The following is a 16,098-nucleotide window of genomic DNA, read 5'->3' on the forward strand; positions in this document are numbered from 1 at the left end:
GGCGACCTGACAGCCGCTCCGCTGTGCACGGCAGCTGTCCTGATCGCCGGCGACGCGGCAGTGGAGCCGCTCAGGTCCAACCGCCTTCGAGCGGATGTGTACGAGGCGGACTCGGTGATGTTCCTCGACGCTGCGCTGGAACACCTCGAAGTGGTCCCGGCGATCTCCTGCGATAGAACCGGTCAGCGTCCGAGCCGAACGATCGAGATCGCGAGGTCGACGAGCGTGCGTGCTCGACGCACCATGGTCTCGGCCTTCACCGCGGTGATGAGCTCGACCCCGTACTCGACGTCACCTTTGGCGGAGATGAGGTCGCGTAGCGCCCGCTCCGCAGGCTTTCCTTCGGCGCGAGTTCCGAGCGCCTCCGAGAGCTCCTTGGCCGCGCGGGCGTGATCCTTGGCTTTGCCGGTCGCACCCGACAGCGACGTGACGATCGCGTCCTTGGCGCTGATGCCCGCATGAATAGCGTCACCAGCGGCAGGGGTGTATCGCTCCAGGTCGAGGTTGTCCTCGGCCGACTCGACGTACTCCTCTGCCTTCTGCAGGAACGCCTTGGCATGGTTCCGCTGAGCGGCCGTGACCATCAGGCTGACCTCTTCCGACGTCTGGGCTTGCTACCGACAAGAGCGACGCCGTCCTTGACGATGTCGGCGACCACAGGTTCACCTCGGTCGAGAGCGTCCGAAAATGAAGCTGGCGTGAAGACCAGGATGTCGCTGTCGTTGCCAGTGGCGACCCTGATCGCCTCGCGCAGGTCTGCACGCCCATCCCAAGGTTCAGGAGCGACCACGGCAAGGTCGATGTCACTGTCGGCGTTCGCCTCACCTCGAGCGACGGATCCGAAGAGGATCACGGACTCGGCACTGTCGCCGACCACTCGTGAAACGATCTCGGTCAACACAGAAAGCGGATCGAGCAGAGCCCGAAGCGGCCCCACGGCGACATGGGACTCTTCGACGCGATAGACGTACGCTCGACCTACGGTGCGCGACTCGATGATCCCGAGCCGTTCCCAGGCTTTCAAAGCGTCCTGAACCGACCCGAGACTGTAGGCGCCAACCACACCATGCACCTGACGCCCCGTCAGCTCCTGCCCTGTGCGAAGCAGGGCAGCCAGCACAGCGCCCCTGGCGCCTGGGATGACGCCCCCAAAGGGTTCGCTGAGGTCCATATGACTAAATTATCGGTCACATGACCACATTTCCAGTCATAGCTTGATGTGGAGCTTCTGAGGGAGTGGCAGGGGGTATCTGAAACGACTACCCTCTACGATCCTCGCTGAACCGTTCTCGAGGGAGTGAGATGTCCGACCCCAACGGAAGCACCGCTCAACAAGGCCTCAAACCGACCGACCTCGCCAACGCAGCGGCCGAGGAGGCGCGCCGGCGACGGCTGGGACTGCCGCCGTTGCCGCGCCGGCGGCGCGACCGGGGTCGTCACGTACGCCTGCTCCTGATCTGGCTCGTGAGCGTCGGCGTGCTCGTGGGGGTGGCCTTCCTCGGCACCTCGGCGTGGGCCTACTTCAGCGGCGAGATCGGTCCGCTGCGCGGTGACGAGAAGGCCGTGGCGCGCACCCTCACGCTGGCCGGCGACACCCCGGCCTGGGCCGATCCCGAGCAGATCCGCTGCGCCGCGCACGCGATCACCAAGGACGAGGGCAGCGCCGGGCTCACCGATGCCGGGGTGGTCACCCGGGCCGGCAGCGGCTTCAGCTACACCGGCGAGTGGCCCTCGGCGCTGGGCTCGCAGTGGTACGCGGAGCTGCTCGACTGCGCCGACGGCGGCGCGAACGGCTGGAGCAGGCAGGTCGCAGACGCCTGGACGCTCGACAGCCCTCGCTGCCTGCGCAAGGTCGGCCGCCCGGCGGTCGCCGGCGTCCTCGCGGTCACCAACCTGCGGCTGACCGACGAGGACCTCGCCGCCAAGAACGTCGCCGCGATCACCGCGCTGGACACGTGCTACGCCCGCACCCCCGAGGCGCCGACCGCCGCCGCGGCCGCGGGCTACCGTGAGGTCACACTGAAGGTCACCGCACCACAGGTGCCCTCGGGCACCGTCTCCATCGACGACGGCGCCGCCCAGCCGACCGCCGGCGAGGACCCGGAGCTCACCTACACCCTGCCGGTCGCCAGGGGCGGCACCGAGGCCTGCGTGGAGGCGACCACCAAGGTGACGTACGCCTGGGGCACGGTGCGCACCAGCGAGCCCGCGAAGCTCTGCGGCAAGGCGGCCGCGGCCACGATGGAGTGGCGCCCCTACGAGCACGCCTGCCCGAAGAGCAAGCCGAAGTGCGCCTACATGGCCGCCTACATCGAGGGGCTCGCGGACAACCAGAGGCTGACCGTGACCTACCGGCCGTCGGGGGACTTCACGTGCCCGCGCAAGAAGCCGTCCTGCAGCGTCACGATCAAGGCCGACAACAACGGCAAGGCTCGCTCACCCGGCATCCTGGTCACCGGCAAGAAGGGCAAGGTCGTGGCCACCGCGGGCAGTCTGAAGGCCACCTACCCCCACTGAGTCGACAGGCCCTGCTCGTAGGCTGGTGGGCGTGCCTTCCGACCTCACCTTCGGCGCGACCCGCGGACCCAGCCCCGACCCGTCGCAGCGGCCGCCGGCGCTGCCCCGCAAGCGCAGGCGGACGCTCGTCGACCTCCCCGGAGGGACGTACGCCGCCGGCGACTCGTTCGGCGAGGGCTACCAGGCCGACGGCGAAGGCCCGGTGCACCCGGTCGCGCTGCCGGCCTTCCGGCTCGACGCGACGGCGGTGACCAACGAGGAGTTCGCCCGGTTCGTGAAGGCGACCGGTCATGTCACCACCGCCGAGCGCGAGGGCTTCTCGGCCGTCTTCCACCTGGCCTTCGAGGGCTCGCCACGTGACGTCCTCGGCAGCTCCCCGGAGGCACCCTGGTGGCTCGGTGTGCGCGGCGCCTCCTGGCGGACGCCGGAGGGCCCCGGCTCCAACGTCGGCCGCCGGGGCAACCACCCGGTCGTGCACGTCTCCCACGACGACGCGCTGGCCTACTGCGAGTGGGCCGGGACCAGGCTGCCGACCGAGGCCGAATGGGAGTACGCCGCCCGCGGCGGCCTCGACGGCTCACGGTTCCCGTGGGGCGACGACTTGGAGCAGAACGGCACCCACCACGCCAACGTCTGGCAGGGGGTCTTCCCGGACACCAACACCGCCGACGACGGGTTCGTCACGACCGCGCCGGTGCGGACGTACGATCCGAACGGGTTCGGGCTGTTCCAGATGATCGGCAACGTCTGGGAGTGGTGCGCGGACTGGTTCTCACCGACCTACTACGCCGAGCTCGCCGACGGGCTCGCGACGGACCCGCGGGGCCCCGCCGAGGGCCTGACCCGGGTGATGCGGGGCGGCTCCTACCTCTGCCACGACTCCTACTGCCACCGCTACCGGCTCTCGGCGCGCTCCAGCAGCCCGCCCGACTCGACCGCGGGCAACCTGGGGTTCCGCTGCGCGGCAGACGCGGCGGATCAGCCCGCCGGGTAGAACTCCTTCGGGCACGTGTCACCCGCACAGTGGGCGTACCTCGTGCTCAGCGCACGCAGCTGGGCCAGCTCGTCGGCGTACTCGGGGAGCAGCGCGAGCGAGCGGATCTGATAGGGGTCGTCGGCCAGGTCGTAGAGCTCTTCGCTGCCGTCGGAGAACCGGGCGTAGGTCCAGTCGCCGAAGCGGATCCCGGAGTAGATCTGCTTGCGGCCGTCGTTGACCCGCCAGGCGGAGAGCGGGAGCACTCGGTTCTGCGGGGGCGCGGAGAGCCACGGCATGATGTTGACGCCGTCCTGGGGTCGTCCCGGCTCGGCACCCGCGATGGCCATCACCGTGGTGGCGATGTCGGGGTTGCCGACCCCGGTGGACAGGGTCCGCCCGACCGGGATGCCGGGCCCGCGCAGGATGAGCGGGATCCGCTGCGTCTCGCGGTAGTGCATCAGCTTGCCGTTGATGTTGTGGCCGCCGGTGGTGTAGCCGTTGTCGGAGGAGAAGATGATGATGGTGTTGTCGAGCTGGCCGGTCTCCTGCAGGCGAAGCACATGGCTGGCGACCGCCCGGTCGAGCGCCTGGACGGCCTCGACCCGCTGCTCGTGCGCGATCCTCAGCTCGGCGCGTCCCTCCGCGTCGAAGAACTTCTGCGAGGGCGAGATCCGCGGGGCGTCCGACGGCGTACGGAACATGTAGGGCAGATCCGGCAGCTCGAGACCGTCGAAGGAGTGCTTGTCCTCGGCGGCCGGCCTGGTCGTGCTGGTGCCCTCGGGGTCGTCCGGCTCCGCCGGCCCGCCATGGTGCGGCGCCACGTAGTTGAGCCACATGTACCACGGCTTCTCGGCCCGCTCCGGCGCCGAGATCATCTGATTGGCCTGGTCCCGCATCACGTACGTCGTGTAACGGTGGTAGGTCGTGAGCTTGCCGTTGTGGTTGATCCGCGGCCGGATGAAGTTGTAGGTCGACATGTCGGTCGTCGCCCGCCAGTCGGTCCACCCGGGCGGAACGTCCTTCGCGGTGCCGCGCAGGCCGTAGCCGTTGAGGTACTTACCGGCGAAGAGGGTGTCGTAGCCCGCCTCCTGCAGCGCCTCGGGCAGCGTGCCGGTGTGGTCCATCGCCTCGTAGCCACCGCGCTCGCCGTTGATCGTCACGGTGTGGTGGTTCTGGCTGTACTGCCCGGTCAGCAGCGACGCACGGGCCGGAACGCAGATCGGCGTGGGTGCGATCGCCTCGGTCAGCGAGGTGCCCTGCTCGGCCAGGAGCTGGCGCGTGTGGGGCATGAACTCGAGATCGTCGTAGGCGAGGTCGTCCGCCGTGATCATGAGGATGTTGGGCTGGGTGGAGTAGGGAGTCCAGTCGGGCGTCGGCGTGGGCGTCGAGGGGACCATGACCTCGTCGGTCGAGGACACCCGCGCGAACGCGTTCTCGGCCAGCGACCCCAACGAGCCCAGCGGACCGGACGATTGGGGCATCACGCCGAGCGCGACCGAGGAGCCCGCAAGCGCGGCCACAGCCGCTACCGCCAACCGGGCGCGAGGCGCCATCTACTCTGCTCCCTGGGTCGATCCCCGCGTCGTCTGATGCCGTCCGGTTCCACTCCATACCGGACCGGGTTAACGTTACCGAAGGGGGCCGTGATGGCCCCAATGCCCGGCCGATCAGGAGACTCAAGTGAGCGAATCGCGCGAGAACTACGGCGACTACAGTGTCGACGACGAGGACCAGATCACCGGCGAGGACGCGCTCTCCGGGGACGTTCTCGAAGGTGAGGTGCGCGACGAGCTCGACCACGGCATCGTCACCGCCGACCACTACTCCACCGACTACGGCAACACGCCGTGGGAGGAGGAGCACCGCGAGTGCATCGACCAGCGCCGTCACCAGGAGGTGCCGGAGCCGGACCCCTACGCGGTCGAGTACGACGACGCCGAGGAGAACGACGACCCCGACGGCCGCGAGGTCGGCAGCAAGCGTGCCGGCCGGCTCGTCGACCCCGACCGTGGTGAGGGCGAGGACACCGAGTCCGAGCTCTACGGCGTCGACGCCGGCATCGACGGCGCCGGTGCCTCCGCCGAGGAGGCCGCGATGCACATCATCGACGAGGACGACGACGAGGACGGCGACGACTACCGCTGAGCCGGCCGGTCAGGCGGTGAGGTCGTCGACCTCGAGCACGATCTCGACCTCGAACCCCTCGGAGCTCTCCAGGTAGAGGGCGGTGTGCTCGTCGCCGCCGGCGTGCGGGTAGCGGTCGGCATACATCTCGTGCCAGCCGTGCTCGGTCGACGCCGCCCGCATCCGGTCGAGCACGTCGCGGCTGTCGATGGTGAACGCGATGTGGTTGACGCCGGGCCGGAGCCGGTCCTGGGTGCCGTGCTGGTCCGTGGAGTGCTCCATGAAGACGTACGTCCCGTCCGGCGCCTCCCAGAAGTGACCCTTCTCGCCGGCCTCCCAGCCGAGCTCGCCGAAGAGCCACCCCCACTCCCCCGAGGCGGTCTCGAAGTCGTCGACCCAGAGGTCCCAGTGATGGATCGCCCGCATCTTCGTCTCCCCTGGCGCTGGCGGATGTGCACCGATCCTGAGGTTACATCGTCTCCGCGTGCGCGGCTCGGGCATCGCGCCGGCACATGATGGGGAAACTGGACGGGTGGCGTCGTACGCTTCGAGGACACCGACGTCGTCCCACCCGGGGCAATCCGCAGATCGAGACTCGGACAATGCGCACCGCACCCCGTCTGGAGGAACTGTGAACCCCGACGCCCCGCCACTCGACCCGCGCCCCCGCTTCGCCGGCGACATCGCCTGATGGGCATCCTGATCGAGGGCACCAAGGTCTACGAGGACGACCAGACGGTCACGTATTCGTTCCTCAGCCCCGGCACCGACCGATCCGGCGAGGTGTCGATCACCAAGTCGGACATCCGTTCACGGCTCTCGACGCTTCATGCTGATATCGACCCTGCGGCCGCGAAGATCCTCATGAAGGCCTACAGAGTCGCATCGGCCACGGGGGCTTGGCCGGACACCGTGACCTACGCCGCTTAGCCCGTGAGCGGCTGCACTAGACGATGACACCTCGTGAATCCGTTCACTAGGTGTCATCGTCTAGTGCAGCCGCGACAAAGAGAGTCGCGGGCAGGGGAAGCTGCATGTGAGGATCGGGGCGTGAGTGACCTGAAGACCTTCATCGCCGGGCTGCCGAAGGCAGAGCTGCACGTCCACCACGTCGGGTCGGCTTCGCCGCGGATCGTCGCGGAGCTGGCCGCGCGACACCCCGGCGCGGTGCCGGCGGATGTGGAGCTCCTCAAGGACTACTTCACGTTCAGCGATTTCGCGCACTTCATCGAGGTCTACCTCTCGGTCGTCGACCTGGTGCGTACGCCGGAGGACATCCGCTACCTGACCTACGAGATCGCGCGGGACCTGGCGCAGACCCAGCAGGTCAGGTACGCCGAGCTGACCTGCACCCCCTACACCTCCGTACGCCCGGATCTGGCCGTGCGTGAGCCGAGAACAGGGCACAGCGGCATGCCGATCGAGGCCTACACCGAGGCGCTGGAGGACGCGCGGGTGTCGGCCGAGCGCGACTTCGGGATCACGCTGCGCTGGATCTACGACATCCCGGGTGAGGCGGGGATCCCGGCGGCCGACGCGACCCTGGCGTACGCCGTCGACCACGGCCCCGAGGCGCTCATCGGGTTCGGGCTCGGTGGGCCCGAGGTCGGGGTTCCGCGGCCGCAGTTCCAGAGGCACTTCGACGCCGCCCGCGCCGCGGGGCTCCGCTCGCTGCCGCACGCCGGCGAGACCACCGGACCGCAGACGATCTGGGACGCGCTGAACGTGCTGAAAGCCGAGCGGATCGGCCACGGCACCTCGGCGGCCCAGGATCCGGCCCTCCTCGCCCATCTCGCCGAGCACCGGATCCCGCTCGAGGTCTGCCCCTCCTCCAACGTCGCCACCGGCGCGGTCGCCTCGCTCGAGGAGCACCCGCTGAAGACGTTCGTCGACGCCGGCGTGCCGGTCACGATCAACTCCGACGACCCGCCGATGTTCGCGACCACGCTCAACCAGGAGTACGAGATCGCGACCGACCTCCTCGGCCTCGACACCGCGGGCATCGCCGACCTCGCCCGGGCCGCGGTCGACGTCTCCTACGCACCCGAGGACGTCAAGGCACGGCTGCGCGGCGAGATCGACGCCTACACCGGACACGGCGCCGAATAACGCTTGACGCCGTGTCCCGCCGGCGATCTGCTGGTCGCCATGGAGCAGATGCTGGCGGTCAACGGGATCGAGCTGTGCACGGAGACGTTCGGGATACCCACCGCCCCGCCGATCCTGCTGATCGGCGGGAAGTCCGCCTCGATGGACTACTGGGAGGACGACTTCTGCGCGGCGCTGGCGGCGGGCGGCAGGTACGTCATCCGCTACGACCACCGCGACACCGGCCGCTCGGCGACCTGGCCGGCGGGCAAGCCCGACTACACCTGGCGTGACCTGGTCGCCGACGTACCCGGCCTTCTCGACGCCCTCGGTCTCGACAAGGCCCACCTGTTCGGCATCTCGATGGGCGGCGCGCTCGCCCAGTGCACCGCCGTCCTCCATCCCGAGCGGGTCGCCACCGTGATCCTGAACCAGACCACGTCCGCGTTCGAGGGTGTCGAGCTGCCGCCGATCGGCGAGGCGCTGGCGGACTTCTTCGCTGCGGCCGCCGACCGGCCGATGCCCGACATGGACGACCACGACGCGCTGGTCGCCATGCTGGTCGAGGACCAGCGGGCGTTCGTGCCCGAGCGCTTCGACGAGGCCCGGGTGCGAGCCGTGGCCGAGCGGGTCGTACGCCGCACGCCGGACATGGGACCGAGCCTGGTCAACCACCACGTGATGGGCGACGGCGAGCCGGTCGAGGCGACGCTGGCCGACATCACCGCCCCGACCCTGGTCGTCCACGGCACTCGCGACCCGCTCTTCCCGAGCGGCCACGGTGAGCTCCTCGCCCGGGAGATCCCCGACGCCACGCTGCTCACCCTCGACGACGTCGGCCACGAGCCGCCGCCTCCCTACACCTGGGACACGGCCGTCCCGGCAATCCTCTACCACACGGCTCCGAACTAGGCGGGATTAACGTCATTGCGCGCGGTGATAACTTCTTGGCACTTGTCGATTGGGAGCGGGCCTTAGCAACGGTGCGTCACGTGCCTCGCGTGATCATTCGGGAGACCTCGGCAAGCTCGCGCTCGGCGCTTTCCCGCAACGTGCCAGTAGCCCGCTCGACGATCCGCCCCAAGTAGTACGCAGCTCGCTCTCCGCATGCGGGGCTGAGTGATGAGCACAGGGAGATCAGGTCAACACCTTGAGCGAGGTCGCCGTCGGATCCGACCTCCACCATGGCGGCCAGCATCGGGAACATCGACTCGATCAGCCGCCTGGCTTCGTCACTCGCCAGCCCCTCTGTCGCTTCGATGGACCCAACGATTTGAGTGAGCAGCAGCAACGCCTCCGCGCGGGTGTCAGCAGGCATTCTTGGCAACCCAGCGACGACAGCGGACGCGACACCTCCAGCGTCGTCCGCCAGTCCGCCGCTCACCGGCGCGACCGCCGACTCGATAAGGACCATCAAGTCCGCTGCTCGGTCCGGGTCCCCAGTCGCAAGGAACTCATCCAGAAGACGGGACACCTCAACCCGCAGACGGCCCGTAGCCACGAGGTAGTCGATCTCCCACATCAGGAACCTCCAACGTCAGACTGGAACTGCGTCGCCGGGTCCGGGAACGCTCCTCGACCGTACGTGGGCTCGCAATGGTCTGCACAGACGGGCTGCGGAGTCGCCGGACGCCCACCGCCACGCGGCCGCATCGCCACTGTAAATCGGATGTCAGCCAGATCACCGCCGACATTTCGTGCTGCACAAGCCTCGGCGCATTCCTGAAGGGCCTTCGAACTCACACCCCATGCGGTATTGCCAGTGCGAGCGTTGTACGCCCCGACAACAACTGCATTCTCATTCCGTCCGCGCGCCGACCCCGCTGCGAGCTCGGCAACTTTCTCGTCTCGCACCGCGTTCGCCTGCTTGAGCAGGCTTGCCTCCGAGAGCTCAGGGGTGTTCCCAATAGATCCCCTGCCGGCCTTGGCTGCTTTGCCGAGCATCGAGACAAGCTTGGCACCGCCACCGAAGATCATCCCCGCGATCTCGCCAGAGACGGAGACAGCGAGTTTCCCGATGGACTTGCCGAAGGCGTAGTCGTCTCCGCTCTGGTAGGCGTCATAGGCTGCCTTGAACTTGTCGATCGGAAGCAGGCCCTTGACGACATCCATGAAGAACTTCTTCATGTTCGGCGGGTCGGTGATCATCTTGAATAGATTCTTGGCGATGGTCACCGGGTTGAGGCTGTCGAGGACCTCCATGACCTCCTCGCCCGCGCCATCCTTCACGCCCTCTTCAAAGGTCGGTTCCGGCTCAGGCTCGGGCTCGTCGGTCTTGACTGTTGTTAGGCTCGGGGAGCGATCCATGTACTGCAGACCAGAGGCGTCGTTGTAGGTGATCGGGTTGTTGCCCGAGTATGTGTAGCCGTTGGCTGCAGCAGGATCTGTCGAAGACAGGATCGGGTCGACCGAGGTGAACCGGCCAACGGTGGGGTCATAGAGCCGTGCTCCGAGCTCGGAGAGCCCTGCGGTTGTATTCACGGGCTGGTTGAGGAAGCCGCGCTTGCCCGGGATCGTGCCGGGCGTGGCCCCATTCTTGTTGGCCAGCACGTTTCCGTAGGGGTCGGTGTAGCGCCTGGTCACCGCCCAGGTGGCGGGGTTGACGGCCACTTGGGCGGTATCGTTTAGGTCTGCAAGGAAGAAGCTCGGCGCACCCGCGTTAGTGCGGGTCGCGACGGTCTGTCCGTTGAAGGTGTACTGCCGGTAGGCAGAGACCGCCTTCGTGGAGGGCCGAACCACAACGTCCTGGCCAGGCAGGAACAGGGTGGTCAGATCGTTCTCACGGCGAAGCAGCACGTTGCCGTCGGCGTCGTAGACGTAGCGAGCCGAGCCAGTGGGTGCAGCGACGGTCTGGATCTTCCCGTCCGGTCCGTAGGTGAACGATGTCGTTTTCGCGGCTGTACCCGTACCGACGGTCCTCGACGCCATCGCGCCGTCAGCGTTGTAGGTGTAGGTCGAGGATCCCGTCGTCGCGCCGGTCGTGCTCGTCGATGCGAGCGCGTGCTCGGGGATGGTGTCGGTGTCGCTGGTTCCGTTGGCGTAGGTGGTAGTCGTGGATGGGGCGGTGCCGAGACCGTGTTGGATCTGCGTGGTCCGGCTGCCGGCGTCGTCGTAGTCCCATGTCGTCCAGAACGGCTGTGGCCCGTCGACCTTGGCGTTCGACTTTGCCGTGGTCGGGTTGGTGGCACAGGAGTCGCTGGAGGACCAGGCGTCGACGAGCTGTCTGAGGTTGTCGTAGTCGTAGCAGGTCGTCTGAATGGTCGTCGAGGACGCGTTGCCTTGCTGGTTGACGACCTTGGTGACGTTTCCGGCCGGGTCGTACGAGTAGTTCGTTTTCTCCAGTTGCGGGGAGGCGAGCTGACCTGTGAGCAGCGCCGAGGTGACGCGTCTGGTCTTGCTGTCGATCCCGTAGGTCAGCGCCATCGTGGCATCGTTGACCCCAAAGACGTACTGGGTGGCCTCGCCATAGGGCGTGTACGTGACGTCGGTGACGATGCTCGTGATGCCGCGCATCGCGATTGGGTTGCCCGACGGGTCGTAGTCGAACTCAATCCCTTCAGGCGCCGCCCCGCCTGCGCCGCCAAGCGTGCTGGTCGACCTCGCGGTGGTCATCGTGGCCATAAGACCTGTGCTGGTCCAGGTCTGGTTGGTCGTGTAGGACGGGTTGAGTCCAGTCTCATTCAGAGTGACGGTCGTGCCGAGCGCACGTCCTGCGTTGTCATAGCCGGTGACGGTCTTGGTGAACGCGGCCCCTGCGTCGTAGCTGGTCGAGGAAGCCAGTCGGCCGATGCCGAGCGCCGGGTCGTCGTAACGCCACTCAGCCAGCAGCGTGCCACCGGTGCCGTTTGTCTTTCGAGTCGAGGGTCGGCCAAGGGCGTCGTACTCGTAGTAGAGAGTGCGGTTCTTGGCGTCGGTTCGAGTCTTGACCTCGCCCGTAGGCCAGTAGGTGTTGGTCGTCGTCCCAGCATCGGGGCTGGTGACAGTCTCAACGCGGCCGGCAAGATCGAAGGTGTTCGACCACTCGGCTGCAAGACTGGTGCTGGTGGTGTTGTTGAGGCCGGTAGTCTGGGTGAGCTGCTGGCCCATCGCATCGTAGGTGTATTTGATGCGCTGATAGGTGCCGCCCGTGACCTGATTGCCGGAGATCGTCGGCAGCGTCTTGTAGTTGCGCAGCTCGGTCTTCTCACCGCGCCCATTGGCAAAGGTCGTGGATGAGACGCCGCCTTCGGGGTTGATGACCGTTGTCGAGTTGCCTGAATAGATCGTCTTGACCCGAGAGGTGACGACGCTGTTGGTCTTGTAGGCGATCACCTCGATGGGACGGCCGGCGCCGTCGTAATCGGTTGCCTGCCAGTCGTCGATGTTGTTCTCGGGCGTCGTGATGAGGGTCGGTGCGGGCGTGCCAGTGGTGTACCAGTGGTCATAGGACTTGACGGTCCTGCCGTGGGAGTCGGTGAACGCATCGGTCACCACGCGTCCTCCGCCGACACCGTCGGCCTGTGCCTGGCGCATGGCGCCGAACGCGTCGTAGATCACGACCCTTGTGCGATAGCCCGCCTTGCCGGTGCCGTCAATGCCCTTACCGGGGTCGACGAGGGTCTTGGAGGTGACGGAGAGCGGTGCGTCAGGGGTCACTCGGTAGTCGTAGGTTTCGGTGGCCTGGTCAGTGCCCTTCACCTGGCCGGGGCGCCATACGGCCGTCAACCGACCGAGAGGGTCATAGGTGCCTTCGGTAACGAGATCGTCGACGGCGACAGCCTTGAGGGCCACACCCCGTGCTGGGTCGAGATGCCGCTCGGTCACATGGGTTGAGATCGGCAAGGTCGTGGTGACCTTGGTGAGTGCGCCCGTGCCGGATGGCGTGTAGGAGGTCGTCGTAGTCCTGTTACCTGATGGCGCGCCAGCGTTGGACACCGTGCTTGTCCGTACACGCCCGTACGCGTCGTAACCGGTCGACGTCGTCGACGTCCCGGCGTTCCAGTCAGGCGCGCTGCCCTCGAGCTTCGTCGCTGTGACCGACTTGGTTGCAAGACCGTCGGTGACCTCGCCCAGAACGGTCGAGTCGTCGTAGTACGTACGCGATGCCCGAAGCACCTTTGGAGACGGAGTCGCCTCGGTAGGGCAGGTGTTGGCGTATGTCGTCAACTGCGAGGCCTTGTCCCGGACCCAGTTCGTGCTGTTGTCGGCATAGGTCGTCTTGACACAGGTGGTCCCCGCGCCCGAACCGGTCGACGTGACTTCAGTCGCACGGCCCAAACCGTCATAGACGGTGGAGGTTCCCGACGTGAGGTATGCGGTAGTGCCGTCGGATGCCTTATAGGGGGTATAGGTCTTCGATCCGCCGGGCTGAACGATCCGGGCCTTGGCCGGGTCCAAACCTTCGCGGGCCCGCGACGCCGTGGTGGCGACCAGCTTCGGGGAGTGGATGGTGGTGGAGATGACCTCACCGCCATCGCCGTTGTACTGCGTCGTTTCCAACGGTTGGCCAGCGAAGAAGTCGGCGTCGGCACGGGACCCGCCTTGGGAATCCGTCACGGAGCTGTTGCGAGTTGTACCTCCGGGGAGCCTGTCGCCGTCCATGCCCCGGAAGTAGGACGTCTTCGACAACGCCCAATCCGAAGAGTCGCTGTTCCCCGTGCGGGTCTCGACGCTCTGGTAGCCGCGGAACTGGGACCACGTGCGGTACTTGGGCTTTTGGACCTCGTTGTCGTCGTAGTGCCAGGCGGCGTCACCGCGGTAGGTGTAGGTGGTGACACGGCCCGGCGCGGTGCCGTTGTGGTCACGAACGGCGACCGAGGTCACGACGTACTTGTGGAAGTAGTCCAGGATCGGCTCGGTGTCGCCATCCTGGACCCACTTCACCGGGTAGCACTCGGTGCCGTTCTCCTCGGGCGATGCCGGAATCGTCTGTGCCGCGCACAACGCCTTGGCCCGGCCTTCCTGGCCGGAGTCGCCGGAGTAAGAGATTGCGATGTCTTGTCCGGTTTCGGTGTAGATCGCATGGACTCGAGCCCTGGACATCGCCGGCAGACCGTGAAGCCCGAGGACGCGGTTGGCGCGCGTGGACATCGAGAAGGTCACGTCAGGGGTGGCAAGCGTCTCCGACCCCTTGTGTGCGGTGCGGCCAATCGAATCCAGGACCAGTTCGCCGGTTGTGTCGACGTAGAATGATTGCCCGAGGCTGTAGGTGTCCACGGGATGCCGAACGCCGCTGGCGTCCAGGTAGCTGGTCTCGATCTCGCTCAGGCGCTTTCGCGACCAGAACGAAGGCACGCTGACGTCGCAGATGCCATCGGCGTCGCAGGTCTGGTCGATCGGCGAGTCGGCCCAGTGAGTCGCATTTGCCAGCGTCGCCTTTTCGGGCGCGCAGTCGAACGACTCAGTCGGGAAGCACCGCTCAGCAACCTTGAATGCAACCTGCTGCGGGGCGGGAGCGGACAGATCGTTCGCTCGCAGGCCGTAGCGGATCGACTTCAAGTATCCGCCGCGGTCATAGACGCGGGTGGTCGGGTCGGCCCAGTCGTCCTCCATCCAGAACCGGGATCCGTAGTGGTTGGTCTCCACGGCGTAGTCGTAGACGGTCGCGTTGCCGAGACGATCTTCGACCATGTCGAGGTTCCAGCGGTAGACCATCCGACACATCTGGTCGGTCTCATTGTGGCAAGGGTCGCCGGTGTTGGGGTGGAAGACCGGGGTGACCCATGCCGACCCCGTGGAGTCACCGTCGGCGGTGTTCGGAAGCTTCTCGCGGCCGAAGGTGTACTGGGTGCCGTCCGTGGTCGTGACCAGCCAGTACTCACCCTCATAGCCGCCGTTGTCGGCGCCGGTCTTGCGCTGGATCCGCAGGCCGTTGTCGGCCTCGGACTTCCAAACTCCGGTCTCATCGTCCTTCACGAGGGTGGCGCTGCCGCCACCGGGCATCATCAGCGACATGATCTCGCCATCGCTGGTCCAGCATCGATCACCGGTCTGGCGTCGCTCGGGCAAGCTCTTGTCCTCAGAGCACGACGAGTACGTCCGCTCGATGAAGCCGCCATCGAGCGACCAGCCCTGACCGACCCACGAGGACTGGTTGTTGGACGTCGTGTTCTGCCCATCCGCGGCCTGGGAGGAATAGTTCATTGCCAACGACGGCGCAATCCCGCCACCGGTTCCCGCTGGCGGAAGTGTGATCGGGTAAGACCAGGAGAACCCGCCCGTCGAGCCGCCCTGGGACCACGAGCCAGACGGAGCAAGCGAGGTGGCGCTGAAGTCACCGTTGGGACCCGACCCCTCTGCTACCGCCGCGAGGACGACCGTTTGATCCGCAGAGGCCACACTCTTTGACGACCTCGACGTGCCCTCAGCCGGGTCAACAGTTCCAGTGAGCCGCTTCTTGGCGAAGTCGTGCTTGACGGTGACGTCCTTGCGAGTGCGACACTCCTGCTCGGTCGGCGTCGTCAGCACACAGGCCGGATACGAAACCAACCGGAGCCTCGTACCCCACTCGCCACCGATTGCGTCCGCGAACTCTGCATAGTCAAGGGCTACATCGACGGCGCCCAGGTCGATACCTTCAAAGCCCGACTTCACGTCGGACGCCGCGCCTGGATTTCCTTCGGACTTAGCATTGGAGTCCCTGAGGGTGAAGACCACACCCGGGATCCCGGCACCTTCGGCCTCCTTCGCGCCGAGGAGATGGACATCGAGCCCAGGAGAGCCTGACGTGTCATTGGTCTTACTCTCAGCGGCCGCTCTGGCCGCTTCCTGAACCACATCAGTGGAGAAGCGAATGCTCACCGGAAGGTTGCCGGCGCGTACCAAGGCCGACTGATTCGTCTTGGCACCTTGCTGCCCTGCGAGGGAGCCCGTCGGTACAGTCGCAGTAGCCTGGCCGGATTGCGGCAACTTCGCCGTGTCACGCTCCGCTGGGGCGTGGGTGCCCTTCCTCGGCTCCCGCTCACGCTGCTTGAGCTTGACCTCGGAGTGCCCGACCTGTTTCTCAGCCTTCACGTCGGGGACATACACCCTCGTCCGCTCCGGCGGAGCCGCCTCGGCTGGAGGTGTCATCACCGCGAGCATGCTCAAGGCGGTCGACGCCACAAGTGCCGCAAGGATGCCTTGGCGCCGCGAGCCGCTTCTCGACAGCAGTTCTCGTTGGACGGTGGCGTGAAGCGACGTGGCCTTGATCGGCGGCACACCAGTGAATCGCCGAGTCGATCTCCGAGGCAACGAGTCCTCCTGCGTGGGGGATGGTGAGAGGGGCTGGCGCAACGTACCCATACCCGCATAGGTAAAGGAATAGTTCAAGGTAGCTATTGTTTTCGTCCACGCGGCGTGTTGGAGTCAGCCTTCCCTGCATTGTGCAGTTCACCGGTTCATTCTCGGGAGCCTGGCTGCTTGGTCGGGGACGT

The 16,098-nt window shown here is 66.7% G+C and carries 12 protein-coding genes; 6 read left to right on the forward strand and 6 right to left on the reverse strand.

What is annotated here, in order from left to right; translation table 11 throughout:
• Nucleotides 1–182: 182 nt before the first annotated feature.
• Together UG56_RS09465 and UG56_RS09470 are read right to left on the reverse strand one after the other, a co-directional pair.
• Entirely contained in the window at nt 183–584 is a 402-nt protein-coding gene (locus tag UG56_RS09465; protein WP_045549032.1) for a hypothetical protein, read from the reverse strand.
• Complete coding sequence (locus UG56_RS09470) at nt 584–1,171, reverse strand: nucleotidyltransferase domain-containing protein (RefSeq protein ID WP_045549033.1); 588 nt, start codon at nt 1,169–1,171, stop codon at nt 584–586. The genes UG56_RS09465 and UG56_RS09470 overlap by 1 nt, the downstream gene beginning before the upstream one ends.
• A gap of 131 nt (nt 1,172–1,302) precedes the next feature.
• On the opposite strand from UG56_RS09470, the gene UG56_RS09475 reads away from it, so the two are divergent.
• Together UG56_RS09475 and UG56_RS09480 are read left to right on the forward strand one after the other, a co-directional pair.
• Entirely contained in the window at nt 1,303–2,517 is a 1,215-nt protein-coding gene (locus UG56_RS09475) for a hypothetical protein (protein WP_045549034.1), read from the forward strand.
• 31 nt (nt 2,518–2,548) lie between these two features.
• Nucleotides 2,549–3,511 carry a formylglycine-generating enzyme family protein gene (locus UG56_RS09480; RefSeq protein ID WP_256206527.1) on the forward strand — a complete coding sequence of 321 codons (963 nt, stop codon included), beginning with the start codon at nt 2,549–2,551 and terminating at the stop codon, nt 3,509–3,511.
• Here the strand turns inward: UG56_RS09480 and UG56_RS09485 are convergent.
• Nucleotides 3,496–5,013, reverse strand: a complete 1,518-nt coding sequence (locus UG56_RS09485) for a sulfatase-like hydrolase/transferase (RefSeq protein WP_256206528.1) — start codon at nt 5,011–5,013, stop codon at nt 3,496–3,498. The genes UG56_RS09480 and UG56_RS09485 overlap by 16 nt on opposite strands.
• A 160-nt stretch (nt 5,014–5,173) precedes the next feature.
• Here UG56_RS09485 and UG56_RS09490 point away from each other — a divergent pair, with 160 nt between their 5' ends.
• A complete protein-coding gene (locus tag UG56_RS09490; protein ID WP_045549036.1) occupies nt 5,174–5,638 on the forward strand; it encodes a DUF5709 domain-containing protein in 465 nt (154 codons plus the stop codon).
• Nucleotides 5,639–5,647: 9 nt separating this feature from the next.
• Here the strand turns inward: UG56_RS09490 and UG56_RS28315 are convergent, their stop codons facing one another.
• The gene (locus UG56_RS28315) at nt 5,648–6,043 is read right to left on the reverse strand and encodes a VOC family protein (protein ID WP_045549037.1); all 396 of its coding nucleotides are present in this window, start codon (nt 6,041–6,043) and stop codon (nt 5,648–5,650) included.
• 264 nt (nt 6,044–6,307) lie between these two features.
• Between UG56_RS28315 and UG56_RS09500 the strand changes: the two genes are divergently transcribed.
• From UG56_RS09500 to UG56_RS09510, 3 genes are all read left to right on the forward strand, one after another.
• Entirely contained in the window at nt 6,308–6,547 is a 240-nt protein-coding gene (locus tag UG56_RS09500) for a hypothetical protein (protein ID WP_045549038.1), read from the forward strand.
• A 120-nt stretch (nt 6,548–6,667) separates the two neighbouring features.
• Nucleotides 6,668–7,726 (forward strand): adenosine deaminase, encoded by a 1,059-nt coding sequence (locus UG56_RS09505; RefSeq protein WP_045549039.1) that lies wholly within the window; start codon nt 6,668–6,670, stop codon nt 7,724–7,726.
• A 39-nt stretch (nt 7,727–7,765) separates the two neighbouring features.
• Nucleotides 7,766–8,617 (forward strand): alpha/beta fold hydrolase, encoded by an 852-nt coding sequence (locus UG56_RS09510; protein WP_045549047.1) that lies wholly within the window; start codon nt 7,766–7,768, stop codon nt 8,615–8,617.
• Between the two features lie 76 nt (nt 8,618–8,693).
• On the opposite strand, the gene UG56_RS09515 is transcribed toward UG56_RS09510, so the two are convergent.
• Together UG56_RS09515 and UG56_RS09520 are read right to left on the reverse strand one after the other, a co-directional pair.
• A complete protein-coding gene (locus tag UG56_RS09515) occupies nt 8,694–9,227 on the reverse strand; it encodes a hypothetical protein (protein WP_045549040.1) in 534 nt (177 codons plus the stop codon).
• Nucleotides 9,227–15,883 (reverse strand): RHS repeat-associated core domain-containing protein, encoded by a 6,657-nt coding sequence (locus UG56_RS09520; RefSeq protein ID WP_177191450.1) that lies wholly within the window; start codon nt 15,881–15,883, stop codon nt 9,227–9,229. Before UG56_RS09520 ends, UG56_RS09515 begins: the two co-directional genes overlap by 1 nt.
• Nucleotides 15,884–16,098: the final 215 nt, after the last annotated feature.

The organism is Nocardioides luteus (assembly GCF_000960475.2).
GTDB classification, from domain to species: domain Bacteria; phylum Actinomycetota; class Actinomycetes; order Propionibacteriales; family Nocardioidaceae; genus Nocardioides; species Nocardioides luteus_A.

Bases quoted from the DNA above. Each gene is read 5' to 3' on its own strand.
- UG56_RS09510 (WP_045549047.1), top strand. From the start codon at position 7,766: ATGGAGCAGATGCTGGCGGTCAACGGGATCGAGCTGTGCACGGAGACG.
- UG56_RS09465 (WP_045549032.1), bottom strand. From the start codon at position 584: ATGGTCACGGCCGCTCAGCGGAACCATGCCAAGGCGTTCCTGCAGAAG.
- UG56_RS28315 (WP_045549037.1), bottom strand. From the start codon at position 6,043: ATGCGGGCGATCCATCACTGGGACCTCTGGGTCGACGACTTCGAGACC.
- UG56_RS09470 (WP_045549033.1), bottom strand. From the start codon at position 1,171: ATGGACCTCAGCGAACCCTTTGGGGGCGTCATCCCAGGCGCCAGGGGC.
- UG56_RS09515 (WP_045549040.1), bottom strand. From the start codon at position 9,227: ATGTGGGAGATCGACTACCTCGTGGCTACGGGCCGTCTGCGGGTTGAG.
- UG56_RS09500 (WP_045549038.1), top strand. From the start codon at position 6,308: ATGGGCATCCTGATCGAGGGCACCAAGGTCTACGAGGACGACCAGACG.
- UG56_RS09475 (WP_045549034.1), top strand. From the start codon at position 1,303: ATGTCCGACCCCAACGGAAGCACCGCTCAACAAGGCCTCAAACCGACC.